Raw genomic sequence first — 25,062 nt, forward strand, 5'->3', positions numbered from 1 at the left:
GGACGCGTTGAAGCGGGCGCCAGTTCAGCAGGTCAGGCGAGCAGCCTGGCGCCCACCACCACCAGGATCAGGGCCAGCACCGGACGCAGCACCCGTTCCGATACCCGGGTGCTGATCAGGCTGCCGGCGATCACGCCCGGGATCGAGCCCGCGATCAGCGACAGATAGAGCGGCCAGCTGACGGTGCCGATCAGCCAGTGGCCGGCCCCCGCCAGCAGGGTCAGCGGCACCGCATGGGCGATATCGGTGCCGACCACGCGCGGCAGCGGCAGCGTCGGATACAGCAGGATCAGCGCGGTCACCCCGATGGCGCCGGCGCCTACCGACGAGATCGTGACGGCAACGCCGAGATAGAGGCCGAGCACCACCGTCCAGACCTCGGCCCGCCGGCCGCCGGGATTGAGGTTCAACGTCTGCGCCCAGCGCATCAGCTGGTCGCGGAACACCAGGCTGGCCGCGGTCAGCAGCAGCGCCACGCCGAGTGCCACCGTCAGCATATGCCCGGTCGACGCCAGCGGCGGCCCGAGCCGGTCGATCACCATGAGGGTGACGAGCGTGCCCGGCAGGCTCCCGGCCGCAAGCAGGCCGACCACCCGCCAATCGACCGTCCGGGCAAGCCCATGCACGACCGTGCCGGCGATCTTGGTGGTGCCGGCGAACAGCAGGTCGGTGCCGATCGCGGTCGCCGGGTGGAAGCGGAACAGCAGCACCAGCAGCGGCGTCATCAGCGAGCCGCCGCCGACCCCGGTCATGCCGACGAGGAAGCCGACCACCAGCCCCGAGAACGCATAGGCAGGCGAGATCAGCGCGTTCGTCACCATTCAAGGATCCTGAGTGTCATGGAACGGCACCACACCTCAGGCCGCGGGCGCTGTCCATCACGCGCATTTTGAGACACCGGTGGGGAACTGTGAGCGGACCCGGGATCGGACGCCGACGTGATGCGTTACGCTTCCGGACAAAGTGCAAGGACCCGCGTCATGTCGCTTTCCAAAGTGGGTGCCACGTCAGGCGCGGGGACCTTAGCTGGCGCCCTGCCACACGAGCCGATCCCGACCAGGGCGTTCATCACCTGTGGGCTCGCGAGCCTGGCCGGGCTGATGTTCGGGCTCGATATCGGGGTTATCGCCGGCGCCCTCGGCTTCATCGGCAAGGCGTTCGCAGCCTCGCAGCGGACCGAGGAATGGATCGTCAGCGTCATGATGATCGGTGCTGCAGCCGGAGCGGCGGGTGCCGGCACGTTGTCGCACCGGCTCGGGCGCAAGAAATCGCTGCTGATCGGCGCGGTGCTGTTCGTGATCGGCGCGGTGGCCTGTGCGTTCGCGCCCTCGGTGCCGACGTTGATGATCGGCCGGGTGATCCTCGGCCTGGCGATCGGCATCGTCGCGTTCGCCGGACCGCTCTACATCTCGGAGGTGGCGCCGCAACACTGGCGCGGTGCCATGGTGTCGCTCTACCAGCTGATGGTGACGATCGGGATCTTCGCCGCCTTCGTCTCGGACAGCCTGCTGACCGCGAGCGGCAACTGGCGCCTGATGCTGGGCATCATCGCGATCCCCGGCATTGCCTTCCTGGTAGCGGTGCTGTTCCTGCCGGAGAGCCCGCGCTGGTTCCTGCTGCATAACCGCACCGAGGAGGCGCGGACGGTGCTCTACAGCCTCCGCTCGGACCCCCGCGCGGTAGACCGCGAGATCACCGAGATCGGCGAGCAGCTCAAGGTGCGCCAGCTTGGCACCACGCTGTTCCTGCATAACCCGAACTTCCGACGCTCGGTGTTTCTCGGCGTCGGCCTGCAGATCATCCAGCAGCTCACCGGCATCAACGTCATCATGTACTATGCGCCGAAGATCTTCGGCATCGCGGGCTTCGGCGCGGGCGCCGCGAACTGGGCGACCGCGGTGGTCGGGCTGACCAACGTGCTGGCCACGCTGCTGGCGATCGGTTTTGCGGATCGCTGGGGTCGCAAGCCGATGCTCATCACCTGCTTCATCACGATGGCGATCGGCATGGCAGCGGTCGGCACCCTGCTCTCGATGGGCGTGCATGGCGAGACGACACGCTACCTGCTGGTGGCGATGGTGCTGGTGTTCATCATCGGCTTCGCGGCGGCACCCGGTCCGCTGATCTGGACGCTGTGCGCGGAAATCCAGCCGCTGCAGGGACGCGATTTCGGCATCGGCGCCTCGACCTTCACCAACTGGGCGGCGAACTGGCTGGTCGGCAACACCTTCCTGACGCTGCTGACCGTGCTCGGCCAGGCCCCGACCTTCTGGCTGTTCGCGATCATGAACGCCGGCTTCATCCTGTTCATCGTGTTCCTGGTGCCGGAAACCAAGGACATGTCGCTGGAGGCGATCGAGCAGAACCTGATGGCGGGCAAGTCGCTCCGGCATATCGGGCGCTAAGGTCGCGTCAGGGCAGCCGCATCAGTGGCTGCCCGACGCTGATCTGCGTGCCCTCATGGGCGCAGAGTTCCAGACCGGGCGGTCCGATCACGATGATCGTCGAGCCGTGCTCGAACCAGCCCATCTCGTCGCCCTTTCGCAGGGTCGCATCACAGGCTTGGCTCCAGCGGATTCGGCGGCCCTTTCCGGTTGGCAGCTGCATGAAGCTGAGCCGGATGCCGGCCACCAGGATCGCCGCCACAGGAACCAGCAGCAGCCGGTGCCCGCCTGGGAGCGTGGTGGTCAGCACGGCACGCTCGTTGCGGCAGAACAACCGCGCCACACGCTTCAGGGTGGGCGGATTGACGTTCCAGACATCGCCATAGATGTGCGTCACACACGTGACGGTGCAGTCGTGGGGCGCATGGAAGCGGTGATACATGCCGGCGGTCAGTCGAAGCGTCACATAGCGGCCGTCACGCCATTCATCCGCGAGCGCCTCGTCATCGAGCAGTTCGTCAAGGCGATACGGCATGCCCTTGACCTGCAGCAGCATGCCGTCGCGGATCGTGCCCGACGCACCCACGATCGCGTCGCATGGGCTGACCAACATTGACGGATCCGGGTCGATCGGACGGGCGCCGGGCTTCAGGCGGCGTGTGAAGCAGTCATGCAGGCTACGAAACCGGCTGTGCTCGGCGTCGGAAAGATCCAGGCTCGAGAACAATCGCCACACGCGGAACGACGCATCGCGAACCAATGGTTGCTCGATGCGACTGAACCAGCCGACCAGGCGTGTCATGGAACGGCGCGGGATCGCGTTGCTCAGCAGGAAGTTCACATTCTCCTGCCGGGTGATCCTGCCTATAACGGCGCGGATCGTCATCGAGACGCACGGTCAGCTGGAGGAGTCGCTCGATGGCGGCATTCAATGTCACCACGGCCAGCCGGGTCATCGGTGGTTCGGCGATGCTGGCGGCGCTTGCGACCAAAGCGGCAAGACGCCTCCGCCTTTCGCGCGCAAAACACCCTTCGCTCGCCGGCCACTCGCGGATGGCGCGCCGCGTCGCTGCGCTGATCCCGTTCTACAGCTACGACGAGGACCGGTTCTTCGAGTGTGACGGCGCACCCTCGGCCATCGCAGCTCGACGACGTGCGGGGTTCACGCGACTGTCGCATTACTACGGCGCGCATTTCGCAAGCACCAACGCGCTGACTGCGGAAACTTCGCCGGCCGTCTCGGATCTGCAATTCACCGCGGCCTACAGGGTGCCGTTCCAGTTCAGCCGGCTGGTGCAGCGCTCGCTGCCGACCGGCGCGTTTCTGGCAGAGTCGTCGGGAGTGACTGTCACCGATCTCGACGGCAACGTGTTCCACGACCTGACCGGCTCGTACGGCGTGAACCTGTTCGGCCACGATTTCTACAAGGCGTGCATCGCGCGTGGCGCCGATCGTGTGCAACAGCTGGGCGCGGTACTCGGCGGGTATCATCCGGTGGTGGCGGAGAACGTCGCCCGCCTGCGCGCCTTGTCCGGGCTGGACGAGGTGTCGTTCCACATGTCGGGCACCGAGGCGGTGATGCAGGCGGTCCGGCTCGCCCGCTACCATACCGGCCGCTCGCACCTGGTGCGGTTCTGCGGCGCCTATCACGGCTGGTGGGGCGACGTGCAACCCGGCATCGGCAACCCGACACCGGCGCACGATACCTACACGCTCTCTGAAATGTCGGCCCGCACGCTGGAGGTTCTTCGCACCCGCACCGACATCGCGTGTGTGCTGGTCAATCCGCTGCAGGCGCTGCATCCGAACTCCGGAGCGCCGTCCGATGGCACGCTGGTCGATAGCGGACGCAAGGCCGGGCTCGATCGCGCCGGCTATACGACTTGGCTGCAGCAGCTGCGCCAGGTATGCGACGCGCGCGGCATCGTCCTGATCTTCGACGAGGTGTTCACCGGGTTCAGGCTCGCGCGACGCGGGGCGGCGGAATATTTCGGCGTGCAGCCGGACCTCGTCACCTACGGGAAGTCGCTGGGTGGCGGGCTGCCGGTCGGTGTGCTGTGCGGCCGTGCATCGCTCATGAGGCGGTTCCGCGACGACCACCCCGCCGATATCTGCTTCGCGCGCGGCACGTTCAACTCGCACCCCTATGTCATGGGGGCGATGGCGGAGTTTCTGGATCATCTGGAGGCTCCGGCAACGCGCGCGATGTATGACGATCTCGATCAGGTCTGGGACGATCGGGCGGCCCTGCTCAACCGCCGGCTTGTCGAGGCCGGCGTGCCGGTGCGCGTGGCCAACCTCTCCTCGATCTGGACCGTCTGCTACACCGCGCCGTCCCGCTACAACTGGATGCTGCAGTATTATCTGCGTGCGGCCGGGTTGGCATTGAGCTGGGTCGGCACCGGCCGGCTGATCTTCAGCCTCGACTACACCGACGCCGACTTTGCCGTGGTGTGCGACAAGTTCGTCGAGGCGGCGCGCACCATGCAGGCGGATGGCTGGTGGTGGTGGAATGACGACATCACCAACCGCTCGATCCGCCGCGGCATCCTGCGCGAGATGATCACCAACCGCGGCGGCCGCAAGAGCGGCTAATAGGAGCCGCGCACGTCGTGGAAGTCGTCCGACATCTCGCTGTCGTGGCCGCCACGGAACAGCGCCAGCGGCGCGCGGTGATACAGCATGATGTCGTGGAACGGGTCGGTGATGATCTTCGTCGCCCACACCAGGCCGGTCTGCATGTCCTTGATGACGAACAGCTGCACGGTGCGGAACAGCAGCCCGCCGACGCCGATCACCAGCCAGAGATTGCCGAGATGGCGGGCAAACGCGATCGCCGAATGCGGCGCCTGGCACAGGCCGAGCATGGTCGGGCTGAACACCAGCAGCAGCGGTGACAGCGCCCACACACTCATCAGGACGATCTTGCGGCGCAGGTTGTAGCCAACCTTGATCTCCTCCTTGTGCTCGTGCGTCGCCTGGTTGACGACGTCGTACTCCTTCGGCTCGAACACCAGGTGGCCGATCTGCCGGCTGGTCATCGACACCAGCCAGGCCAGCAGTGCCGCCAGCGCCGGATCCTTGAACATCAGGCAATACGCGACGACGAACGTCGCGGCACTCACGAGATGCAGCGACTGGTTGATGCGGCTGTGATGGTAATAGCGATGGTCGTCCCAGCGCTGCACGGAGAGAAGCTCAAAGAACCGGGCCAATGCTGTCCCTTTCGGATCGATACCGTTACGCGCGGCTGGACGCTCAGTGATAGGCGCCGGCCGATGCCATGACCGGTGTTGTTCCGGCGGAGGTGGTGGGCGCCACGGCGTCGGGCAGCCTGAGGAACCGGACGAGATAGAAATGGCCGAGCGGTGGCAGCGGACGTCGTTCGAGAAGCTTCACGCCGGGGCAGAGGTCCGCCCAATCCTGATAGCGCTGCCACGAGAACTCGGTGCGCCAGCCAAGCCGGCTGGTTACCGGCATCAGCCATTTCTCGAGCGTGCCACGCAGGCCTTTCTCGGCGCCGATCCGCGTGGTGATGATGATCTCGCCGCCGGGACGCACCACCCGAACGAACTCGTCGAGTGCCGTCTCGGGACGCGGGATCGCGGTCACCACATACTGCGCGACGACGACGTCGAACGAAGCGTCCGGAAACTGCAGCTGCTCGGCATCCATGACGGCGATGCTGTCGACGTGGGTCAGCCCGTCGCGCTTCACCCGCAGCCGCGCCTTCTCCAGCATCGTCTCGGAGATGTCGATGCCGACGAGATGATTGCTGCGCGCGTAGCTCGGCAATGAGAGCCCGGTGCCGACGCCGACTTCCAGGATGCGACCACCGATCCGATCAGCCGCAGCGACCGCGGCAAGTCGCCCGCGCCGGAAGACGGGGCCGAAGACCAGGTCGTAGATCGGCGCCCATCGATCATAGGCGCCGGCGACCTGGTCCTGCCGCATGGAGATATTCATAAAGGCCCGCTTCCCCAAATCCGGCGGTGGCGTCACAAATGTTTATCGACGCTGTCTAGCAAGATTCCGCGAAAGCAAGGTGTGACAGTTCCACGTCGTTACGGTTGCAAGGCCGTGATCAGGCCTCCCCCCACAGCTCCATCACCCGTCGCACCGCCGGCCGCAGCTTCATCCGGGAAAAATGACCGGCCAGTTGCGGTGGCAGGTCGACGCCTTCCTCGGCCGCCCAGCGCTCAACATAGAACAGCGCGGAATCGGCAATCCCGAAACGGTCACCGCCGGCGAAGTCGCGCGTGCCGAGCTGCTTCTCCAGGATCGCGAAGCCCTGCTCGACCATCGTGCGGCCCTGCTGCTTCACGTTCCCAGCACCCAGCCCGAGCGTCGCATGCACAGGGTCGTTCGGCTCGAACCGCGCCGGCAGGAACATCCGCGCGAAGCCCTGCCCGTGCACCGTGCCGACCGTGTAGTCCATCATCTCCATCGCGCGGATCTCGTGCTCCCGATCGTCGGGCAGCAGGCCGGCATCCGGGAAGGTGGTGGCGAGCCAGCGTGCGATCGCGCCGTACTCCGTCAGCACCGTTCCGTCGTCACGGATGATCGTGGGCACCTTGCCCTTCGGATTGATCTCGATGAACGGCGGCTTGTGCGTCTCGCCACCGGCGGCGTCGAGCTTCACGGTGTCGTACGGCGCGCCGATCTCCTCGAGCAGCACGTGGATGCCAATCGCGCAGGTGTGCGGGCCCCAGTAGAGCGTGGTCATGGCCTTGCCGTCCTTGTCCTGTTCCAGGCAGGAACAAGGCCGCAGGTGCCGTCCGGTTGCCGGTCAGGCAGGAACCAGCACGTGCTCCTTCAGCACCGCGTCGATCGCCGCCATCGCCTTTGTCTCGTCGATCCGGAAGTTGCAGATCGACGGGATGAAGCCGTCGCCCAGCCGCACCACGAGTTCCGCATCGGGCAGGTCCTCGACGGCGTCCTCGGGAATGAACACCAGCGGCGTCGGCGCCTCCATGGCGTCCGGGTGGTGGTAGATGAACCGGTCGCCGAGATGGGTCAGGTTCCACCGGTTGGTCAGCAGCAGGCCCGGGATGTTGCAGACCCAGCGATATTTTGCGAGCCCCGCGCCCCAGATCGCGATCAGCGCGTCGCTCTCGCGCCCGCAGGCCAGGCTCTCGGTGATCGGCAGGCCGATGGTGCTGACGATTTCGATGCCGGTGCCCTGGGACGCTGCCTGCATCGCCGCCACCATGTCGCGCTCGATCATGATCGGGCTGCGTGAGGCGCCGCGCTCGCCGTGGCTCCAGATGAAGTCGTCCTGGCTGCCGATGCGGCTGTTATGGCCGTCCACCACCACGATGGCGGACCCCAGCGTGCGTGCCAGGTGGCGCACCAGCGTCGTGCAGAAGCTCTCGAGCCCGACGATGGTACGGTTCTCGACGCGAATACCGAACATCACCACCGGCACCCCCGAGGCGCGCGCCTTGCGGCAGACCGACGCGGGCGATGCGGCATCCAGCGGCTTCACCGTCGCCAGGATGCGGTCGCGCACATCGGCCGTGACCTTCATCGAGGAGGACCGGATCAGGCACTGGCCCTTGGCATAGAAGCCCGGGATGGCCTCCATGAGCGAGGCGTGGCTCCGCTCCAGGCGCCCGGCGAGCTCGGGAAAGATCCTGTCGAGCGGACCGTACATCTCCGGCTCGTACTGGGACTCGAACACCATGAAGTGCGGCAGCTGCTGCTTCGGCACGCTGGCGATGATGTTGCCGATGCCGGAGATGTCGTTCCATAGCACGTGGCCGATATGCATCGCCGTGACGCCCCGCCAGGCATGCACCGGCACCGTGTCCTTGCGCGCGAAATACCGCGCCAGCAGGTTGCCGTGCTGCATCACGCGGGCAAAGAACTCGCGGAACATCTCGGGCATCTGCGCGCGCATCGAGTCCGGATGGAAACCGACGAAGGTACGCGCGGCCGGGATGAACACCCCCATGATGCGGAAATAGATCTCGCCCGCGATCAGGAAAATGACCGTCCCGGTGGCCTCGTCGACCGCCCGATATGCATAGATCACCCCGTGGATGATCAACGCATGGCGCACCGTCATCGGCGTGCCGTCGATCGGTGACGGGAAGCTCATGTGGCCCTTCTCGATGAAGGCCAGGTTCTGCATCTGCAATGCGCCGGGGTTCAGCAGCGCGTGCAGGTGGCTGCGCTGCAGCGGCTGCCGGTGCGAGCCGTAATCGATGATCTGGCTGCCCGGGTGCGCCGGGTTCATCTGGTCGACCTGGGAATAGCGCGTCGCCGTGTCGAAGCTGCCGAGGAAGATCGACAGGATCTCGGCGCGCGTGCCCTCGGGGAGCTGGAAGAACGCCTCCTCGCGGTCATCGAGCGCCGGCGGCTCCGGGGTCTCCATGATCTTGCGCCAGAGCCCGTCGAACAGCGAGCAGCTCGCCTCCGCCAGGATCCGGCTCAGGTCGGGCGACAGTTCGGTGACCGAGCCGCCCAGCCGGTTGAGGTTCTCGTCCAGGTACCAGCTCGCCTGGTTGCCCTCGTCATGGCGGAAGCAGAGGACGATCAGCGGCGCCAGGCCCAGATAGGCCACGGTCGGGGTCCAGCCGGTGACGAAGACCGCTGGCTCCCCGCTATCCCGAACCACTCCAAGCTGGTCGATTGCGACCAGCATGCTGTCGTGCACGGCCATGAGTGCTGGACCCTTCTCAATTCGCAAGCTGCAGACGGCGCCACCTCGAGTGCCATGCAAGGCGAGGGATGACCGAGCGCCATTGTCGCCCGCGCCGGCTGATCGGCCAAGTCATAAGACGCAACCGGCTTTTCCGCTCGCGCTGCCACGCCCCGGCAGGTGCCGGAGCCTGCGGGCTCAGCTGCCGGATCCGAACCTTGGCGGCCGGGTGGACACTGTCAGTTCGGGCGTTGTCGAACCGGCGTCGGCGCCGTTCCGCTCGAGTTCGGTGACGAAGCCGTCGAGGGTGCGCTCCAGCCCGGCCCGGTCAACCCGGAAGTTCGCATAGAAGCCGCCCGGGCCGGGTTCGTCGGTCACCAGGCCAGGCTCGATGAAGCGCAGCGGGGTCGGCGCCTCGGTGTAGCGCGGCAGGTGGTAGATCCCGAGATCGCCCTGCGGATGATCGAGGTTGTGGCGGTTGGTCAGCACCAGACCGGGCAGGTTGCAGATCCAGCGGTACTTGGCGAAACCCGCGCCCCAGAGCCCGACGAACAGCCGGCAGCGCGACGCCCAGAACACGCTCGACAGCACCGGCGCGCCGACCGTGCCGACGATCCGGACGTCCGGCGCATGCTGGAAGATCCGCCGCAGCTGGATGACGATCTCCAGCTCCTCGAGCATCGCCGCCCGCGGCCCGGCCGGCCCGAACGAGCCGTAATCGCTGGAGGGATCGCCGGCAACGCGCGCGTTGCTGCCATCGACCACCACCAGCAGCGGGCCCAGCCGGGCCGCCAGCCGGCGCACGACGAGGGCCATCACCTCGGTCTGGTCGGGCATGCTGCGGCTATTGACCCGCAGGCCCAGCAGGATGCCGGTGCGTCCCTCCGCGGCCAGCAGCTCGGCATAGGCAAGATCACGGCCCGCCGCCGCCACGCGCTCGGACAGCGCGATGATCGGGTCGGCGATGGCGCGGCTGACATGGTTGTCGAACGCGCCGATCAGGGTCAGCCGGTTGCGATAGACGTGCTCAGACATGTCGGTGCCGAGCAGCGGCAGGTATCGGACCCGGTGTGCGAATTCCGGCATGAGCTCGGCGACCGGGCCATACACCTCGGTGCCCTGGTCGGCATTCTGCACCAGCACCAGCGGCAGGCGATCGGGCGGCACGCTACGACGGACCCGATCGAGCCCGGACAGCTCGTTCCAGAGGGTGTGGCCCATATGCAGGCCGGGATACGGCGTCAGCACCGCGGCGGTCCGTTTCGGCGCCGGCAGGTACTCCAGGATCAGCGCCTGGTTGCGCATGAACTCGTCGAACAGGTCCGCCAGCCGGGTCGCCGCCATCCCGGCCTCGCGCCGGGTGATGGTGCAGTTCAGCGCCGGGATGAAGATCTCCTTCTCGGTGATCCCCGGCGTCGTGCACAGGAAGAACACCAGCCCGTCACCGTTGGGCAGGGTGTCGACGAAGCGGTAGGCGTTGAAGCGATACACCACGACGATGCTGCTGTCGGAGTGCAGCGTGCGGCCGCTGACCGGGCCCGGCACGCTGTATTGTCCGTCCCGAAGCAGGTCGAGATGGTCCTGCTGCAGGTCGCGTCCGAGCATCGCAAGGAGGGCCCCGCGATCCAGGGCCAGGGCTGGGGTCGGTACCGCACCGTCGGTGACAGCGGGGATGTCCAGGGTGCCCATCTCCCTGCCGGCCTGGCCAGGCTCGGTCACGTCGAGCTGGATCACCATCGGCGGCGGGAACAGGCGTGGGTGGCAGGCCCTCAGCAGCTCGCGCCGGACCTGGAGGCCGAGGCTGGAGAAATCGTCCAGGTCGACCAGGTGCGGGGTTGCCGCATTCAGCATGCCGTCGCGCAAGGTCGCCAACGCGCCGAGCGCCGCACCCGCAAGGGCGTCCCGCTGCGGCGGTGCCAAAGTCTCGACCGTGTCGCCGATGAAGTGGAAGTCGGCGCCGAAGAACCAGGTCGCCTCATGGCCCGACACGTGGCGCAACTGCAGCAGCAGCACCGTCCGGAACCGGTCATGCAGCCCGACCGGCTCCCAGCCCGGCTCGAACCGCGTCACCGGCCGCCCGGCGTTGAAAAGGACGGCGTATTGCCCGGGGGCCAGCTCGACCTGGAACACTCCCTCCCGTTGGATGACGGTCTGCATCAGGTCATGATCCATTCGACAGGTCGCGACACGCTAGGCGCGAGCATGACCGCTTGGCTAGAGCATGACATCTCCACGCAATATTCCCTGGGGGACAGCCGTTCCATGATCATCAGCAACGAGACCGTCGACATCCCGGTGCCCGGCGCCCCCGGACATTCCAGCGGCCCGATGCGGCTGCATCTGTTCCGTCCGGCGGTGCCCGGCCGGTATCCGGGGATCGTGCTGTACTCGGAGATCTACCAGGTCACCGACCCGATCCGCCGGCTTGCGGCGATGGTGGCGGGCCAGGGCTACCTGGTGGCGGTGCCGGAAGTGTACCACGAGTACGAGCCGGCCGGGACCGTGCTGGCCTACGATCCGCCCGGCACCAATCGCGGCAACGAACTCAAGTTCGCCAAGCCGGTCACGGCGTACGATGCCGACGCCGCCGCGACGGTCGGCTTCCTGCAGGGCCACGAGGCCTGCACCGGCCGGATCGGCACACTGGGCGTCTGCCTCGGCGGCCATCTCGCCTACCGTGCCGCACTCAACCCTGCCGTGTCGGCGGCTGCCTGCTTCTACGCGACGGACATCCACTCCGGCTCGCTCGGCGAGGGCCGCTCCGATGACAGCCTGGCGCGGATCGGCGAGCTCAAGGCGGAGGCGCTGTTCGTGTGGGGGCGCCAGGATCCGCATGTTCCGTTCGCCGGCCGGCAGCTGATCCGCGAACGACTGGAGGCAGCGGGCGCGCGCTACGAATGGCACGAGGTCAACGGCGCGCACGCCTTCATGCGCGACGAGGGACCACGCTACGATCCGGCGCTGTATCTGGCCGGGCTGGGCTGGATGCTGGCGCTGTTCCAGCGCACGCTGGGTGGCGCATTATCAGCATAACGTTCATGGCGCCTTAACCGCTTGTGGCGGATCATCGTCCCTGATGCAGCGCGGCCTGTTCTTCTACGAGCGGTTCCTTCTGGTCGGTGATCGCCGGCCCTGGAACGTCATGCTCGTAGCCAGGCTGCCGGGCGCGATCGAGGAGCCGGCACTCCGGGCCGCCCTCACCGGCCTGCAGGCACGCCATCCGATGCTGTGCGTGCGCATCGTGCAGCAGGATGGCCGGCCGCACTTCACCACGCCCGACCCGGTGCCGCCGATCGAGCTGCGCATCGCCCCACGCAGCTCCGACGATGACTGGTTCACGGCTGTCGAGAGCGAGATCGACCGGCCATTCGACAGCACCCTTGGGCCGCTGCTGCGCCTGGTGTGGCTGCGGTCGGAGACGGTGAGCGAGCTCGTGCTGGTCGCCAGCCACTGCATCTGCGACGGACGCTCGATGCTGCTGCTGGTGCGCGAGATCCTGGCCGAGCTTTGCGGCAACCGCCGGCCATCGGCCTGTGAGGGCCGCGCCCCACGCCACATCGTCAGCGTCCAGGAGCTTTGCCACAAGGACACCCGCCTGACCCGGCGCTGGCGAAGCCTGCTGTCGCATGCCGGCGCTGCCCGGTGGCTGGTCGAGTCCTGGGCCGGCTTCCGGCGCCCGCTGCCGGTGCCGATGCTGCCGAGCTACGTGATCCGCTGGGACATGGACGTGTCTGCCACCGACGCCTTGCGGGCCAGCTGCCGGCACGAGGATGTCACACCCTACACCGCGCTGGCGACCGCCTTCCTGCGCGCCGTGCGACAGGTCCGACCGCTCCAGGCGCGCAACCGGCTGCTCTGCCCGATCGACATCCGGCCGATGCTGCCGCTGATCGAGGCGGACATGCTGTTCGGCTACCCGGACACCGTGCACCTGTCGCTGGATCCCGGCCTCGACGACGATTTCTGGCACCAGGTCCGACGGCTCCGCGGCGACCTCACGGCGCGCAAGGCCAGGCTGGATCCACGCCGCTCGATCCTGACCTCGGAGCACCTGCACGCCATCGCGGACTGGTTCATCGACCTGCAGCTGCACGGGCGCGCCCGGAACGACCTGATGTTCTCCCATCTCGGCGAGGCGGATACGCCCACCGGCGTCGGGCCGTTCGCCGGCGGCTCGATCCTGGGTTTCCTGTCATCGATGCCGTGGCGCGGCACCCCGGCGATCTTCTCGCTCCGCGACCAGGGCCGGATGCGGTTCTTCCTGGTCTCGCGGGAGGACGTCCTGCCGCGTGCGGATGCCGGTCGGATCCGCGATGGCGCATTGTCGCTGTTGGGCGCCGAGGCCGGAGGTCGCGAGCTGGAGGCCGCCGCGGCGACCCCGAGACCGGAAGGGCGCGTCGCGACTGGCTGAGGCCTTGGGTCTCAGGCGGGCAGCTTCCACACCGCATCCTGCACGGTGAGACGGCCCGGTATCAGGTGTTGGGCCAGGAATGCGTCGGCGATGGCCTGCTGCTCGGCAACCACATCCGGCGTAAGCGGCAGGGCGCCGAACGTGAGCCGGTCCACCGCCTTGCGGACCACCGGCACCGGCAGCCCGGTATCACTCGCAAGATACTGGCTGACCTGGTCCTTGTGTGCCTCCGACCAGGCGTCGGACCGGTTGACCTGGGCCATCAGCAGCCGGATCAGGTCCGGGTTGGCGTCGGCGAAATGACGGTCGGCGAGGAAGAACTGCCGGTTGCCGACCAGGTCACCTGCCGAGGCGATCACCCGCGGGTCCGATGCCGTCTGCACCGAGGAGAGGTACGGGTCCCAGATCGCCCAGGCGTCGAGGCGTCCGCTATCGAATGCCGGCCGGGCCGACCCCGGGGTCAGGAACACCGGCTTGATATCGGCCATCGTCAGCCCGGCCTTCGACAGCGCCGCGAGCAGGAGCCAGTGCACGTTCGAGGCGCGGTTGAGGGCGACGGTCTTGCCCCGGAGCCCGGCCACATCCTTGATGGTGCTGGTTTTCGGCACGATGATGGCCTCGCCGTACGGCGCCTTCGGCTCGGCGGCGATATAGACGATGCGGTTGCTGGCGGCCTGGGCGAAGATCGGCGGGGCGTCGCCGGTGATGCCGAAATCGATCGCACCCGCCCCCATCGCCTGCAGCATCTGCGGTCCGGCAGGAAACTCGCTCCACGCCACGCGGTCGCCGGTCTTGGCCAGCTCCACCTCGAGAGTGCCGGTGTGCTTGAGGATGATGAGCGTGCCGTAGCGCTGGTAGCCGATGCGGATGGTGCGTGGCGCGGCACCCCGGGCCCGGCCGATCCCGGCGAGGGACAGCGCCGCCATGGAAAGGCCGGCCTGCAACAGCAGGGAACGTCTGGTCGTGGACAATGCATCGGCTCCTTCTCGCCGACGTGCATTGCATAATTCCACGATCTGATCCAGCTTGCCCGCCACCAATTAAACGCCTTGAGACCGTGCATCAGTCACGGGACCAGGAGATCGCCCTCATGGCACCCGACACGCACAACATCACGGACTTCCGCGCGCCGGCCGTTCCAGCCGATGGCGGTCGCGGCGCCAGCGAAGCCGACGTGCTGTGGTTCCTGCCGACCCATGGCGATGGCCGCTATCTCGGCTCGCAGATCGGCGCCCGGCATGTGACGCTGAACTATCTCAGCCAGATCGCCCGCGCCGCTGACGAGCTCGGCTATTTCGGGATGCTGCTGCCGACCGGGAAATCCTGCGAGGATTCCTGGGTCGTTGCCTCGTCGATGATCCCGCTGACCTCGCGGGTTCGGTTCCTGGTGGCGGTGCGTCCCGGCCTGTCCGAGCCGTCGATGACCGCGCGCATGGCCGCGACGTTCGACCGGCTGTCGAACGGCCGCCTGTTGGTGAACGTGGTGACCGGTGGCGATCCGAGCGAGCTTGCCGGCGACGGCGTGTTCCTCGACCACACCGAACGCTACCGGGCGACCGACGAATACCTGCATATCTGGCGCCGCATGATGGCCGGTGAGACGGTGCAGTTCGACGGCCAGCACATGCAGAGTCACGGCGGCAAGCTGTTGTATCCGCCGGTCCAGGCGCCCTATCCGCCGCTGTATTTCGGCGGCTCCTCCGGCGTCGGCCAGCAGGTCGCGGCCGAGCATTGCGACGTCTATCTGACCTGGGGCGAACCGCCCGCGGCCGTCGCGGAAAAGATCGAGGCGGTGCGCGCGCTGGCCGCGGCCCAGGGACGCACGATGTCGTTCGGGATCAGGCTGCACGTGATCGTGCGCGAGACCTCTTCCGAGGCATGGCAGGCCGCCGACGACCTGATCCGCCATGTCAGCGACGAGGACATCGCCCGCGCGCAGGCGGCGTTCTCGAAGTTCGACAGCGTCGGGCAGCAGCGGATGGCGGAGCTGCACAAGGGCGGCCGCGACCAGCTGGTGATCTCGCCGAACCTTTGGGCGGGCGTCGGCCTGGTCCGTGGCGGCGCCGGCACCGCGCTGGTCGGCGATCCGGACGAGGTCGCAGCCCGGATGCGCGAATACATGGCGATCGGGATCGACCGCTTCATCCTGTCCGGATACCCGCATCTGGAGGAGTGCTACCGGTTCGCCGAGCTGGTGTTCCCGAAGCTGCCGCTGCGGGCGACCACCGGCAACGGCTACGGTCCGGCCCGCAACGCCGGCCCGTTCGGCGAGATGATCGCCAATGTCGGAGCACCGGCGGCCAGCCGGTAAGGCCTCGCTTCAGGCGGCGTTGCGGCTGGTCTCGAACACGTCGAGCGACGCCAGCAAGTCCTTCCGCGCCGGCGCAAAGGCCGGGTCGTCGTGATGACGCGGGCGGCTCATGTTGATGGAGAAGCTGCGGGAGATCCGGCCCCGGTCGAGCACCACCGCGCGGTCGCCGAGCAGCAACGCCTCGTCCACGTCGTGCGTCACCAGCAGGACGGCGCAGCGATGCTTCTGCCAGAGCTCGCTGACCATCGCCTGCATGCGCAGCCTGGTCAGCGCGTCCAGGCTGGCGAACGGTTCGTCGAGCATCAGGAAGTCGGGCTCGCGGACCATCGCCCTGGCAATACCCACACGCTGCGCCTCGCCGCCTGACAAAGTGAGCGGCCAGGCATCGAGACGATGACTCAGACCGACCTCCTCCAGTGCGGCCACCGCGCGATCCCGGGCATCGTGACCGGGCAGCCCGAGGGCCACGTTCTGCCACACCCGTCGCCATGGCAGCAGCCGGCTCTCCTGGAATACCACCGCCACGTTACGTGGAACGGCGACCGATCCCTCCTCGACCGCATCGAGGCCAGCGAGGGTGCGCAGCAGGGTGGTCTTGCCGGAGCCGCTGCGACCGAGCAGGGCGACGAACTCGCCCTGATGGATGGTAAGGTCGAGATCGTCCAGCACCGTCTGGTCGCCGAACCGACGGCTCAGCCCCTCGACCCGGATCGGCTGCAGCTTGGTCATGCCAAGGCTCATCCGCGCCGGCCGAGGCCGATCTGCTGCGGCCGCCAGACCAGCAGGACGCGCTCCAGGGTGCGGACGATCTGGTCGCTGATCAGGCCGAGCGCCGCATAGACCAGCAGCCCGACCAGGATGATGTCGGTGCGCAGGAAATCCTCGGCATCCATCATCATGTGGCCGATGCCGGAATTGGCGTTCACCTGCTCGGCGACCACCAGCATCAGCCAGGACATGCCGACCGAAAACCGCAGCCCTACCAGCAGGTCGGGGAGCGCACCGGGCAGCACGATCTGCGTGATCGTCTGGGTGCGGGACAGGCCGAGGGTGCGCGCCATCTCCAGCAGCTTCGGGTCGACCGAGCGGATCCCCTTGAAGAGATTGAGATAGATCGGAAACATCGCGCCGAGTGCGACCAGCGCGATCTTCGGCGTTTCGCCGATGCCGAACCACAGGATGAAGAGCGGCACCAGGGCCAGGGCCGGAAGCGTCCGCACCATCTGCATCGGTGCGTCGATCGCGTCCTCGCCGATGCGCGACAGGCCGGCCACCAGCGCCAGCCCGATGCCGGCGACGATCGCGATCGCCAGCCCGCTGCCGGCCCGCAACAGCGAAACCAGCAGGTTATGCGGCAGCGTGCCGTCGGCGATGAGTGTCCGCGTGGTCGCCATGATCTGCAGCGGGGAGGCCAGGGTCTGCGGCGAAACCAGGCCGGTCGACGATGCCACCTGCCACAGCAGCAGGATCAGCACGGGCGAAACGACGCGGCGCAATCCGCTGCCGGACAGCCAGGCCGTGCGGGCGGCGGCACGACCCGACCGGAGAGCGGGGCGCCGGGACGATGGGACCGAGCCGATCCGCGCCGTGCCCTGGATCCGGCCGCGTTGGCCCGCGATCATGTCGAGCATGGATGTCCGTCCCCTGACTGATGCAGGGAACCAGAAAACCATCACCGTCTGCAGGGCGTCAAGTTATCATGCGATCACGGATCGTATATCAGGCACGCGGCCGCGGGTCGTCATGTGGATCGTGGCCTCACGCGCGAGGGCCGACGTTCCAGCGGCTGACCCCCGCTGTTCCCCGCATCACACGCCTGGTCATGATCAGGGCAGCCCCCAGGGCCAGGATCAGCGCCAGCAGCCAGTGCGATCCCTGCAGCGTCCGGCTCCAATCCCGCGGGCCACCTGCCAGCAGCAGAAATCCGAGCGTGACCACCACCGCCGTGCCGACCGCAGGTATTCCACGGCGGCGAGCGAGCACGCACAGCACGATGAACACGACATATGCGGCCAGCGCGAACCCACGGATCATTTCGCGCAACGGATCGCCGAGCTGTTCCAGGGCGAGCGAGATGGTGTCGAACGTGTGGTCGAACGCGGCGGCGACTCCGGCGCCCAGCGAGCCCGGGCCGATCACCGTCAACAGTACCGCAAGCACCAGGCCGCCGATCCAGACCAGCCCGATGGTGTTCCTGTTCATTGCCAGCCCCCGGACGTCAACCGATGAGGAACCATAGCCGAAACAGCAGGGTCTCGGCGGGTGTCTGGCGGATCAGCGAGCGCACCTGTCGCATCGCCTGCAGTCGCGAAAGGAGCCCGCCGGACAACGCCCGGTGCAGCGCTTCCAGATCGCGCAGCGCGGCAGGTGAGAGGGCGTGCCGGTACGCCATCAGCCCATCCACGTGCCGGCGGAACAGCTGCATGAACTCGTCCGGCCCACGCCTCAGCGCCATCACGCCGCGCCGCAGCGGCGAATGCGGCGCACCCACGGCGTTCTGCTGGTGCTGGCGATACAGCACCACCGGCACCGGATCGGCGATGAGCTGGCCGCCCGCCGCGCTGACCACCAGGTAGGACCACCAGTCATGCAGCGTGCCAGCCGGCGCCTGGCTGGCGGCGACCAGCGCCACACCAGCCGGGTTCAGCATCACCGTGCAGCCGGTGGCCACGTTCTGCGTGAGCGCCGCCGGGAAACGGCCGGGCCTGCCGCGGTATGGAGACAGTCCCAGCGGCGCCAGGTTCTCGTCGACCAGCCGTTGGCGGGCGCAATACAACGCCGGCACATCCTTCGGCACGGCCGCCAGAGCATCGACGCCGCGCCGCAGTTTGTCCGGCAGCCAGATGTCGTCCTGGTCGGCGAAGGCTGCGATCGTGTCCGGCGGCACCCGGCGCAGCAGCGACAGGAAGGAGCCGGCAATGCCGACATGGCCGTCCTGATCCTGGATCGGCGGACAGCGGCAGGGGCCGGCCTGTTCGGCAAAAGCCTGCATCAGTGTCGCGGTCTCGTCGCTGGAGCCGTCATCGCGCCACAGGAGGGACCAGGACCGGAAGCTCTGTTGCAGCAACGACTCGATCTGCTGCGGCAGGTAGCGCGCACCGTTATAGGTCGAGAGCAGCACCGCGACAGGCGTCACGTCGGCGGCGGTCTCCACGGTCCTGCCGCCCTGGCCGCCACTCCGTTCGTCCACCGCGTCAAGCGGATCCGCCAATGCGGATTGCATTGTCCGGGGAAGCCGTGTCTCGAGAGCCGTCAGGATGGTGGAGGCGCCAGAAGTTCGTCCACCGTGCGCACGAGGCTCGCGTGCCAGGGCGGCAGACGGACGCCGAAGACCTGCTCCAGCTTGGTGCAATCGAGCCGGGAATCCGCCGGGCGGCGCGCCGGGGTGGGCCAGTCGGCCGTCCGGATTGCGAGCACCTCGGGCATCGTCCGCCCATGCTTCCGGGCGGCCTCGAGTGCTGCGACCGCGAGACCGTGCCATGTGGTCTCGCCGGTGCCGGCAGCATGGAAGATGCCGGCGTAGTGGTCCTGCCAGCCGCCGGTCTCGATGCGCTGCAGGATCGCCAGGATCGCCTCGGCCAGGTCGTCGGAGGCGGTGGGCGCGCCATGCTGGTCGCCGACGACCTTCAGGGTCGGGTTCTTCTCGCCGGCATTGATCATGGTGCGGACGAAATTCTTGGCCGTCGCGGAGTACACCCACGAGGTCCGCAGCACCACGGTGTTCGGGTTGCCCGCCAGCACCGCCTGCTCACCCTCGGCCTTAGTGCGGCCATAGACGCCGGTCGGCGAGGTCGGGTCGGTCTCGACATAGGGCGCGCCCTTGTCGCCGTCGAACACGTAGTCGGTCGAGACGTGGATGAGCGGAATCCCCGCATCGGCGCACAGCCTGGCTAGGATCGCCGGACCGTCGCGATTGGCGCGCGCGGCGCCCGCCTCGTCGGCCTCGGCGGCATCGACCGCGGTCCAGGCCGCGGCATTCACCACGGCGGCCGGCTGCACGGCGGCAAACGTGGCCGTGAGGGTTTCAGGCCGGTCGAAATCGAACATCGGCCGGCCGACGCGATGGATGCGCGGGCCGCCGAGCCGCATGAGAGATGTCGCCAACTGGCCGGCACCACCGGTGACCAGGATCGCGCCACCCTCGGCAGACAGCGCCGACATCAGTACTGGAACCAGCCGGTAGCAGCGGAGAAGTGCGGCGCCTGCGCGTCCTTGTCGGACAGGATCGCCTCCTCCGGCTTGATCGGCCAGTCGACGCCGATCTCGGGGCAGTTCCAGATCACCGCGCGCTCGCTCGCCTTGTCCCAGACGTCGGTGCACTTGTAGAGCACCTCGACATCGTCGGTCAGGGTGCAGAAACCATGCAGGAAGCCGGGCGGGATCCAGAGCTGCTGCCAGTTATCGGCCGAGAGTTCGGCGCCGACCCACTTGCCATAGGTCGGTGAACCGGTGCGGGCATCGACCGCCACGTCGTAGATGGCGCCCTTCGAAACACGCAGCAGCTTGCCCTGCGCATGTGGGTCCAGCTGGCAGTGCAGCCCGCGCACGACGCCGCGCTCCTTGGAAAAGGAGTGGTTGTCCTGCACGAACGGCAGCTCGATCCCGGCCTCGGCGGCAATCCGCGGGTAGTTGTAGGTCTCGGAAAAGAACCCGCGGGCGTCACCGAAGCGGGGCGGGGTGATGAGGATCACGTCCGGGATGGCGAGCCGTTCTACCTTCATGCGTGTCGTCTCCCTCTGTCGCCTGTCAGGCGTGCACGCCGTCGGCAAGCTCGAGCAGCAGCCGGCCGAGCTCGGTCTTGGACAGCTTGCGGGCCTGTTCGCGCAGGGACTGCGCGTCGATGAAGTTCATCCGGAACGCGACCTCCTCGGGACAGCCGACCAGCATGCCCTGGCGGGACTGGATGGTCTGCACGAAGGTGCCGGCCTGCATCAGGCTGTCGGGCATGCCGGCATCGAGCCAGGCGCACCCGCGGCCGAGACGCTCCACATGCAGCGACCCCTCCTCGAGATAGAGCCGGTTGAGGTCGGTGATCTCGAGCTCGCCGCGTGGGCTCGGCTTGATCCGCCGGGCCAGGTCGAGCACCCGGTTGTCGTAGAAATACAGGCCGGTGATTGCCCAGTTGGACTGCGGGTTGGCCGGCTTCTCGACCACCTCCAGCGCACGGCCACTCTCGTCGAACGACACGACGCCGTAACGCTCCGGATCGCGCACCTGGTAGGCGAATACGGTCGCGCCCTCGGGCCGCGCCGACGCCGCACGCAGCAACACGCCGAGATGGTCGGCAAAGATCAGGTTGTCGCCGAGTGCCAGCGCGCACGGGCTTCTGCCGAGCCAGTCATCGGCGATCAGGAAGGCCTGCACGATGCCGTCGGGCTCGGGCTGCACCCGGTAGGTGAAGCGCACGCCGAAGCGGGAGCCGTCGCCGAGCAGTCGCTCGAACTGCGGCAGATCGGCCGGGGTCGAGATGATCATGATGTCGCGGATGCCGGCCAGCATGAGGGTGCTGAGCGGGTAATAGATCATCGGCTTGTCATACACCGGCAGCAGCTGCTTGCTCGCGGCCAGGGTCATCGGATGCAGGCGGGTGCCCGATCCGCCGGCGAGCAGGATGCCCTTCATACCGGTGTCGGGTGATCTGCTCATGCTGCTGTTCCCAGGCGCTGACCGGTGTAGCGGCCGGACCTGATCGCCTCCCACCAGGTCTGATGATCGAGATACCATTGCACCGTGCGCCGGATCCCGGTCTCGAAATCATGCGCCGCTTTCCAGTCGAGCGCCTGCTCGGCATGGCTGGCGTCGATCTCGTAGCGCCAGTCGTGGCCGGGACGGTCGGTGACGTAACGGATCAGACGCTCGCGCGGGCCGGCCGGGTCCGGACGCAGCTCGTCCAGGGTGCGGCAGATCGCCTGCACCACCTGCAAGTTGGAGCGCGGCTGGCGGGCGCCGATCGCATAGGTCTCGCCGGGCACGCCGTGCTCGACGGCACGCACCAATGCCTCGGCGTGGTCCTCGACGAACAGCCAGTCGCGCACGTTGGAGCCATCGCCATACACCGGCAGCTCGCGGCCCTCGATGGCGTTGATGGTGACCAGCGGGATCAGCTTCTCCGGAAAGTGCCAGAAGCCGTAATTGTTGGTGGTGTTGGTGACGAAGGTCGGCAGCCCGTAGGTGTGGTACCAGGCCCGCACCAGATGGTCCGATGCGGCCTTGCTAGCGGAATAGGGGCTGCGCGGGTCATACGGCGTGGTCTCGGTGAAGGGCGGATCGTTCGCCTCCAGCGCCCCGAACACCTCGTCGGTCGAGATGTGGTGGAACCGGAACGCCGCCTTCGCCTCACCCTCCAGCCCCAACCAGTAGGCGCGGGCCGCTTCCAGCAGCGAGAACGTGCCGACCACGTTGGTCTGGATGAACACCGCGGGGCCGTCGATCGAGCGATCGACATGGCTCTCCGCCGCGAGGTGCATGACCGCGTCAGGCCGGTGCTGCTCGAACAACGTCTTCATCGTTGCGAGATCGGCAACGTCGGCCTCGACCAGCGTGTGTCGGGGGTCGTCGAGGGCCTCCTCAAGCGCATCACGCGACGCCGCGTAGGTCATTTTGTCGACATTTATCACGGCGTGCGACGTCGATCGGATAAGGTGCCTGACCACCGCCGAGCCGATGAAGCCGCACCCTCCCGTCAGAAGAATTTTCATTCTCGACCCTGTCCTCGGTGCTGCATCTCTCGGCTTTCAGCTTGGCAGTGCGCCGCCTGTCAAGCAACCGTCGGGCCCAGACGTGGCGACCATCAGGCTCTGCTATGGCGATTCGAAGGCGGTTGTGGCTTCGCACCGCGCCTCGAACGGGCGTAGATCTGCCACACCGAATCTGAACGATCGCTTAACGGAGCGGACGGTGTTTGCCGAGGTCCTGAATATCCAGCTGCTGGCAGCGCTCGAGCGGCCAGACCTGCGCATCGTCGCCGACCGGCAGCGCATCGTGTTCGACGCCCTCCTCGATACCAGCTTCCGGGCCGATCCGGGCGGCGAGGTCGTGCTGGGAGCCTCCTGTCTCGGGCCGGAGCGGATCTGCGCGTTCCACATCCGCCACGCACTGGAACTGTCGATGCTCCTCGACGCCGCCGCGTCCGGGCTCCTCGACGCCGCCGCGTCCGGGCTCCTCGACGCCGCCGCGTCCGGGCTCCTCGACGCCGCGGCGTCTGGGCTCCTCGACGCCGCCACACCGGGGCTGCTCGACGCGGCTGCGTCTGGAATGCTCGACGCGGCTGCATCAGGAACCACGGCCGTCCGGGTGCAGTCGTTCGACATGCCGATCCTGGCCGGGCTGTGCGCGGCTCGGACCGCCTCCCGCTTCTGGCTGCTGGATGCGGCACCCGCGGACCAGCCGGCAGGACCGGACCCCGCATCGTGGCTCGCCACCATGGCCGCGGATCGGATGCCCGGCCGGGACGCGCTCAACGTGGTCTGGGCACGCGTACGGCAATTGCAGGGCGCCTCCTACCGCCTGCTGCGGACCGCCTGCTGCGGTCATGACGACAGCATCGTGCCGGAGCCGGTGATACGTGCCCTGGCGGCCTGCTGGACGCTCCTTGGCCCGGCGGAAACGCTGATGGCGCAGGGCGGCGACGCCCGCCTGGCGGTCGATCCGCGGACCGGCCTCAACCATTACGGCTGCAGCCACCGGCCGCGCCCATGGGCGGTCACGTTTGCATCATCGACCGCGTCCTCGCTGTCCGAACGCGGGTTCGAGGGCGCCGAGGCGGCACGCAAGCGGCTGGCGATCGCCGCACTCGGCGGCCGATCGGAGACGGCCTTGCAGCGCGAGACCGACCAGGTGCGCACGGCGATCGCAGATTATTACGGGCTATCCGAGCCCGGTCCTGCCGGCATCGTGCTGGCGGCGTCAGGCACCGACAGCGAACTGATCGCGCTGGCGATGTGCAGCCTGCCCGATGCGGGCCAGAGCCAGCCGCGGCCGGTCAGCAACATCCTGGTGGCCCCCGAGGAGACCGGCGCGGGGGTTCCATCGGCGGCGGCCGGGCGACATTTCGCCGATGACACCGCACTCGGCCGCCGCGTCGTGAAGGGCGCCCTGGTCGATGGCTTTCCGGATGACACGCGGGTGCTGAAGGTCGCCATCCGCGACCGGGATGGCCACCTGCTGCCGCCGGACCTGGTCGATGCGGCCTGCGCCCGTCTGGCCGAGGCGGAGGCGGCCCAAGGACGCACCGTGCTGCTGCACCGGCTGGACCTGTCGAAAACCGGGCTCCTGGCCCCCGGAACGGCATGTCTGGAGGCGCTGCAGGCGCGGCTCGGCGATCGGCTCGAGATCGTCGTCGACGCATGCCAGGCCAGGATCGACCGCCGGCGCGTGCAGGCCGACCTGGCGCGTGGCTGGATGGTGATGGTCACAGGATCGAAGTTCTTCACCGGGCCGCCGTTCTGCGGCGCGCTGCTGCTGCCCAGGCGCATGGCTGCCCGGTTGCGCGGGCCCGGCCGGCTGCCGCGCGGGCTCGCCGACTATGGCGGTCGCGCCGACTGGCCGGGCGAGGCGACCAACCAGGCCGCCGCAGACCTCGGACCCGAGGCCAATCCCGGTATGCTGCTGCGCTGGCACGCGGCCCTGGCGGAAATGCGTGCCTTCGCATTGGTGCCCGACGCGCAGGCGCGGGCGCGTACCGAGGCGTTCATCGACGGCGTCGAGGCGGCGATCGCGTCGAGCCCGCATGTCGTGGCCGTGCCGGTGCCGGCGCCGTCCCGCCCGGATCTGCCGATGGGCGCGGGCGCACCGCAGCCGGGTTGGGACCAGCTGCAGACCATCCGCAGCTTCATGGTGCTCGAGCCGGACAGCCCCCCCGGCGCACTCCGCAAGCCGCTGGACATGATCCGGGCACGGCAGGTCTATCGCTGGCTCAACGCCGACGTAAGCCGGGCGCTCGACGCTGCGGCGAACGACGCCGACCGTGAGCTGGCCCGGCTGCTGTGCCACATCGGCCAGCCCGCCCCTGTCGCCCATGACGCCCTTGCGCATGCGCCCGGCGGCCCTGCGATGGCGGGAGCGCTGCGGATCTCGGTCGGCGCCCGGCTGCTGTCCGGTGAGCCGTCGCATGAAGGGCTCGACAGCGTGGCGCGGATGGCACGCGAGATCGCCGATGTGCGTCGGATCATCGACAAGATCGGGTTGCTGTTGCGCCACTGGGAGGCGCTGGAACGGCTCGATCCGGTGCCGCGCTTCTCGTCCGACACGCCGTTGCGCCGCCGCGCCGATCCCGGCCTCAACATCTGATGGCCGCGACACCTGCCCTTTT

General features: G+C 68.0%; 22 protein-coding genes. 6 read left to right on the plus strand and 16 right to left on the minus strand.

What is annotated here, in order from left to right; all coding sequences use genetic code 11:
- Positions 1-32: 32 nt before the first annotated feature.
- Complete coding sequence (locus tag ACOEQ2_RS09010; RefSeq protein WP_419731029.1) at positions 33-821, minus strand: sulfite exporter TauE/SafE family protein; 789 nt, start codon at positions 819-821, stop codon at positions 33-35.
- A 159-nt stretch (positions 822-980) separates the two neighbouring features.
- On the opposite strand from ACOEQ2_RS09010, the gene ACOEQ2_RS09015 reads away from it, so the two are divergent.
- The gene (locus tag ACOEQ2_RS09015; RefSeq protein WP_419731030.1) at positions 981-2,405 is read left to right on the plus strand and encodes a sugar porter family MFS transporter; all 1,425 of its coding nucleotides are present in this window, start codon (positions 981-983) and stop codon (positions 2,403-2,405) included.
- Between the two features lie 7 nt (positions 2,406-2,412).
- Here the strand turns inward: ACOEQ2_RS09015 and asd are convergent, their stop codons facing one another.
- The gene (asd, locus tag ACOEQ2_RS09020) at positions 2,413-3,270 is read right to left on the minus strand and encodes an archaetidylserine decarboxylase (RefSeq protein ID WP_419731031.1); all 858 of its coding nucleotides are present in this window, start codon (positions 3,268-3,270) and stop codon (positions 2,413-2,415) included.
- 32 nt (positions 3,271-3,302) lie between these two features.
- On the opposite strand from asd, the gene ACOEQ2_RS09025 reads away from it, so the two are divergent.
- A complete protein-coding gene (locus ACOEQ2_RS09025) occupies positions 3,303-4,979 on the plus strand; it encodes an aminotransferase class III-fold pyridoxal phosphate-dependent enzyme (RefSeq protein ID WP_419731032.1) in 1,677 nt (558 codons plus the stop codon).
- Here ACOEQ2_RS09025 and ACOEQ2_RS09030 read toward each other — a convergent pair.
- The 5 genes from ACOEQ2_RS09030 to ACOEQ2_RS09050 all read right to left on the minus strand — a co-directional run bounded on the left by ACOEQ2_RS09030 (position 4,976) and on the right by ACOEQ2_RS09050 (position 11,187).
- Positions 4,976-5,572 (minus strand): hypothetical protein, encoded by a 597-nt coding sequence (locus ACOEQ2_RS09030; protein WP_419731033.1) that lies wholly within the window; start codon positions 5,570-5,572, stop codon positions 4,976-4,978. The genes ACOEQ2_RS09025 and ACOEQ2_RS09030 overlap by 4 nt on opposite strands.
- Positions 5,573-5,642: 70 nt before the next feature.
- Positions 5,643-6,338 (minus strand): class I SAM-dependent methyltransferase, encoded by a 696-nt coding sequence (locus tag ACOEQ2_RS09035; RefSeq protein WP_419731034.1) that lies wholly within the window; start codon positions 6,336-6,338, stop codon positions 5,643-5,645.
- Between the two features lie 130 nt (positions 6,339-6,468).
- Positions 6,469-7,110 (minus strand): glutathione S-transferase family protein, encoded by a 642-nt coding sequence (locus ACOEQ2_RS09040; RefSeq protein ID WP_419731035.1) that lies wholly within the window; start codon positions 7,108-7,110, stop codon positions 6,469-6,471.
- Positions 7,111-7,173: 63 nt separating this feature from the next.
- On the minus strand, positions 7,174-9,051 hold the full coding sequence (locus ACOEQ2_RS09045; RefSeq protein ID WP_419731036.1) for a hypothetical protein: 1,878 nt from the start codon (positions 9,049-9,051) through the stop codon (positions 7,174-7,176).
- A gap of 177 nt (positions 9,052-9,228) precedes the next feature.
- Positions 9,229-11,187 carry a hypothetical protein gene (locus ACOEQ2_RS09050; protein WP_419731037.1) on the minus strand — a complete coding sequence of 653 codons (1,959 nt, stop codon included), beginning with the start codon at positions 11,185-11,187 and terminating at the stop codon, positions 9,229-9,231.
- Between the two features lie 105 nt (positions 11,188-11,292).
- Here ACOEQ2_RS09050 and ACOEQ2_RS09055 point away from each other — a divergent pair, with 105 nt between their 5' ends.
- Together ACOEQ2_RS09055 and ACOEQ2_RS09060 are read left to right on the plus strand one after the other, a co-directional pair.
- Positions 11,293-12,063 carry a dienelactone hydrolase family protein gene (locus ACOEQ2_RS09055; RefSeq protein ID WP_419731038.1) on the plus strand — a complete coding sequence of 257 codons (771 nt, stop codon included), beginning with the start codon at positions 11,293-11,295 and terminating at the stop codon, positions 12,061-12,063.
- Between the two features lie 43 nt (positions 12,064-12,106).
- Complete coding sequence (locus tag ACOEQ2_RS09060; protein ID WP_419731039.1) at positions 12,107-13,441, plus strand: condensation domain-containing protein; 1,335 nt, start codon at positions 12,107-12,109, stop codon at positions 13,439-13,441.
- Between the two features lie 11 nt (positions 13,442-13,452).
- Here ACOEQ2_RS09060 and ACOEQ2_RS09065 read toward each other — a convergent pair whose 3' ends face one another.
- Positions 13,453-14,412: an aliphatic sulfonate ABC transporter substrate-binding protein gene (locus tag ACOEQ2_RS09065; protein WP_419731040.1), complete on the minus strand. Its 960-nt coding sequence runs from the start codon at positions 14,410-14,412 to the stop codon at positions 13,453-13,455.
- Positions 14,413-14,531: 119 nt separating this feature from the next.
- Between ACOEQ2_RS09065 and ssuD the strand changes: the two genes are divergently transcribed.
- Positions 14,532-15,752 (plus strand): FMNH2-dependent alkanesulfonate monooxygenase, encoded by a 1,221-nt coding sequence (gene ssuD / locus ACOEQ2_RS09070; protein WP_419731041.1) that lies wholly within the window; start codon positions 14,532-14,534, stop codon positions 15,750-15,752.
- Positions 15,753-15,761: 9 nt separating this feature from the next.
- Here the strand turns inward: ssuD and ACOEQ2_RS09075 are convergent, their stop codons facing one another.
- From ACOEQ2_RS09075 to rfbB, 8 genes are all read right to left on the minus strand, one after another.
- Positions 15,762-16,481 (minus strand): ABC transporter ATP-binding protein, encoded by a 720-nt coding sequence (locus ACOEQ2_RS09075; RefSeq protein ID WP_419731042.1) that lies wholly within the window; start codon positions 16,479-16,481, stop codon positions 15,762-15,764.
- 8 nt (positions 16,482-16,489) lie between these two features.
- Entirely contained in the window at positions 16,490-17,383 is an 894-nt protein-coding gene (locus tag ACOEQ2_RS09080) for an ABC transporter permease (RefSeq protein ID WP_419731043.1), read from the minus strand.
- 127 nt (positions 17,384-17,510) lie between these two features.
- Positions 17,511-17,954 carry a hypothetical protein gene (locus tag ACOEQ2_RS09085; protein WP_419731044.1) on the minus strand — a complete coding sequence of 148 codons (444 nt, stop codon included), beginning with the start codon at positions 17,952-17,954 and terminating at the stop codon, positions 17,511-17,513.
- A gap of 16 nt (positions 17,955-17,970) precedes the next feature.
- Positions 17,971-18,942, minus strand: coding sequence for a glycosyltransferase family 2 protein (locus ACOEQ2_RS09090; RefSeq protein WP_419731045.1), 972 nt, complete (start codon positions 18,940-18,942; stop codon positions 17,971-17,973).
- 62 nt (positions 18,943-19,004) lie between these two features.
- Positions 19,005-19,913, minus strand: a complete 909-nt coding sequence (gene rfbD, locus ACOEQ2_RS09095) for a dTDP-4-dehydrorhamnose reductase (protein ID WP_419731046.1) — start codon at positions 19,911-19,913, stop codon at positions 19,005-19,007.
- Positions 19,913-20,473 (minus strand): dTDP-4-dehydrorhamnose 3,5-epimerase, encoded by a 561-nt coding sequence (gene rfbC, locus ACOEQ2_RS09100; RefSeq protein ID WP_419731047.1) that lies wholly within the window; start codon positions 20,471-20,473, stop codon positions 19,913-19,915. Before rfbC ends, rfbD begins: the two co-directional genes overlap by 1 nt.
- A 25-nt stretch (positions 20,474-20,498) precedes the next feature.
- Positions 20,499-21,374 (minus strand): glucose-1-phosphate thymidylyltransferase RfbA, encoded by an 876-nt coding sequence (rfbA, locus tag ACOEQ2_RS09105; protein ID WP_419731180.1) that lies wholly within the window; start codon positions 21,372-21,374, stop codon positions 20,499-20,501.
- A gap of 20 nt (positions 21,375-21,394) precedes the next feature.
- Positions 21,395-22,450, minus strand: coding sequence for a dTDP-glucose 4,6-dehydratase (rfbB, locus tag ACOEQ2_RS09110; protein WP_419731048.1), 1,056 nt, complete (start codon positions 22,448-22,450; stop codon positions 21,395-21,397).
- A 199-nt stretch (positions 22,451-22,649) separates the two neighbouring features.
- Here rfbB and ACOEQ2_RS09115 point away from each other — a divergent pair, with 199 nt between their 5' ends.
- A complete protein-coding gene (locus ACOEQ2_RS09115; protein WP_419731049.1) occupies positions 22,650-25,040 on the plus strand; it encodes a hypothetical protein in 2,391 nt (796 codons plus the stop codon).
- The last annotated feature ends 22 nt before the right edge of the window (positions 25,041-25,062 follow it).

This window comes from Lichenicola sp., from assembly GCF_965198575.1.
Classification (GTDB): domain Bacteria; phylum Pseudomonadota; class Alphaproteobacteria; order Acetobacterales; family Acetobacteraceae; genus Lichenicola.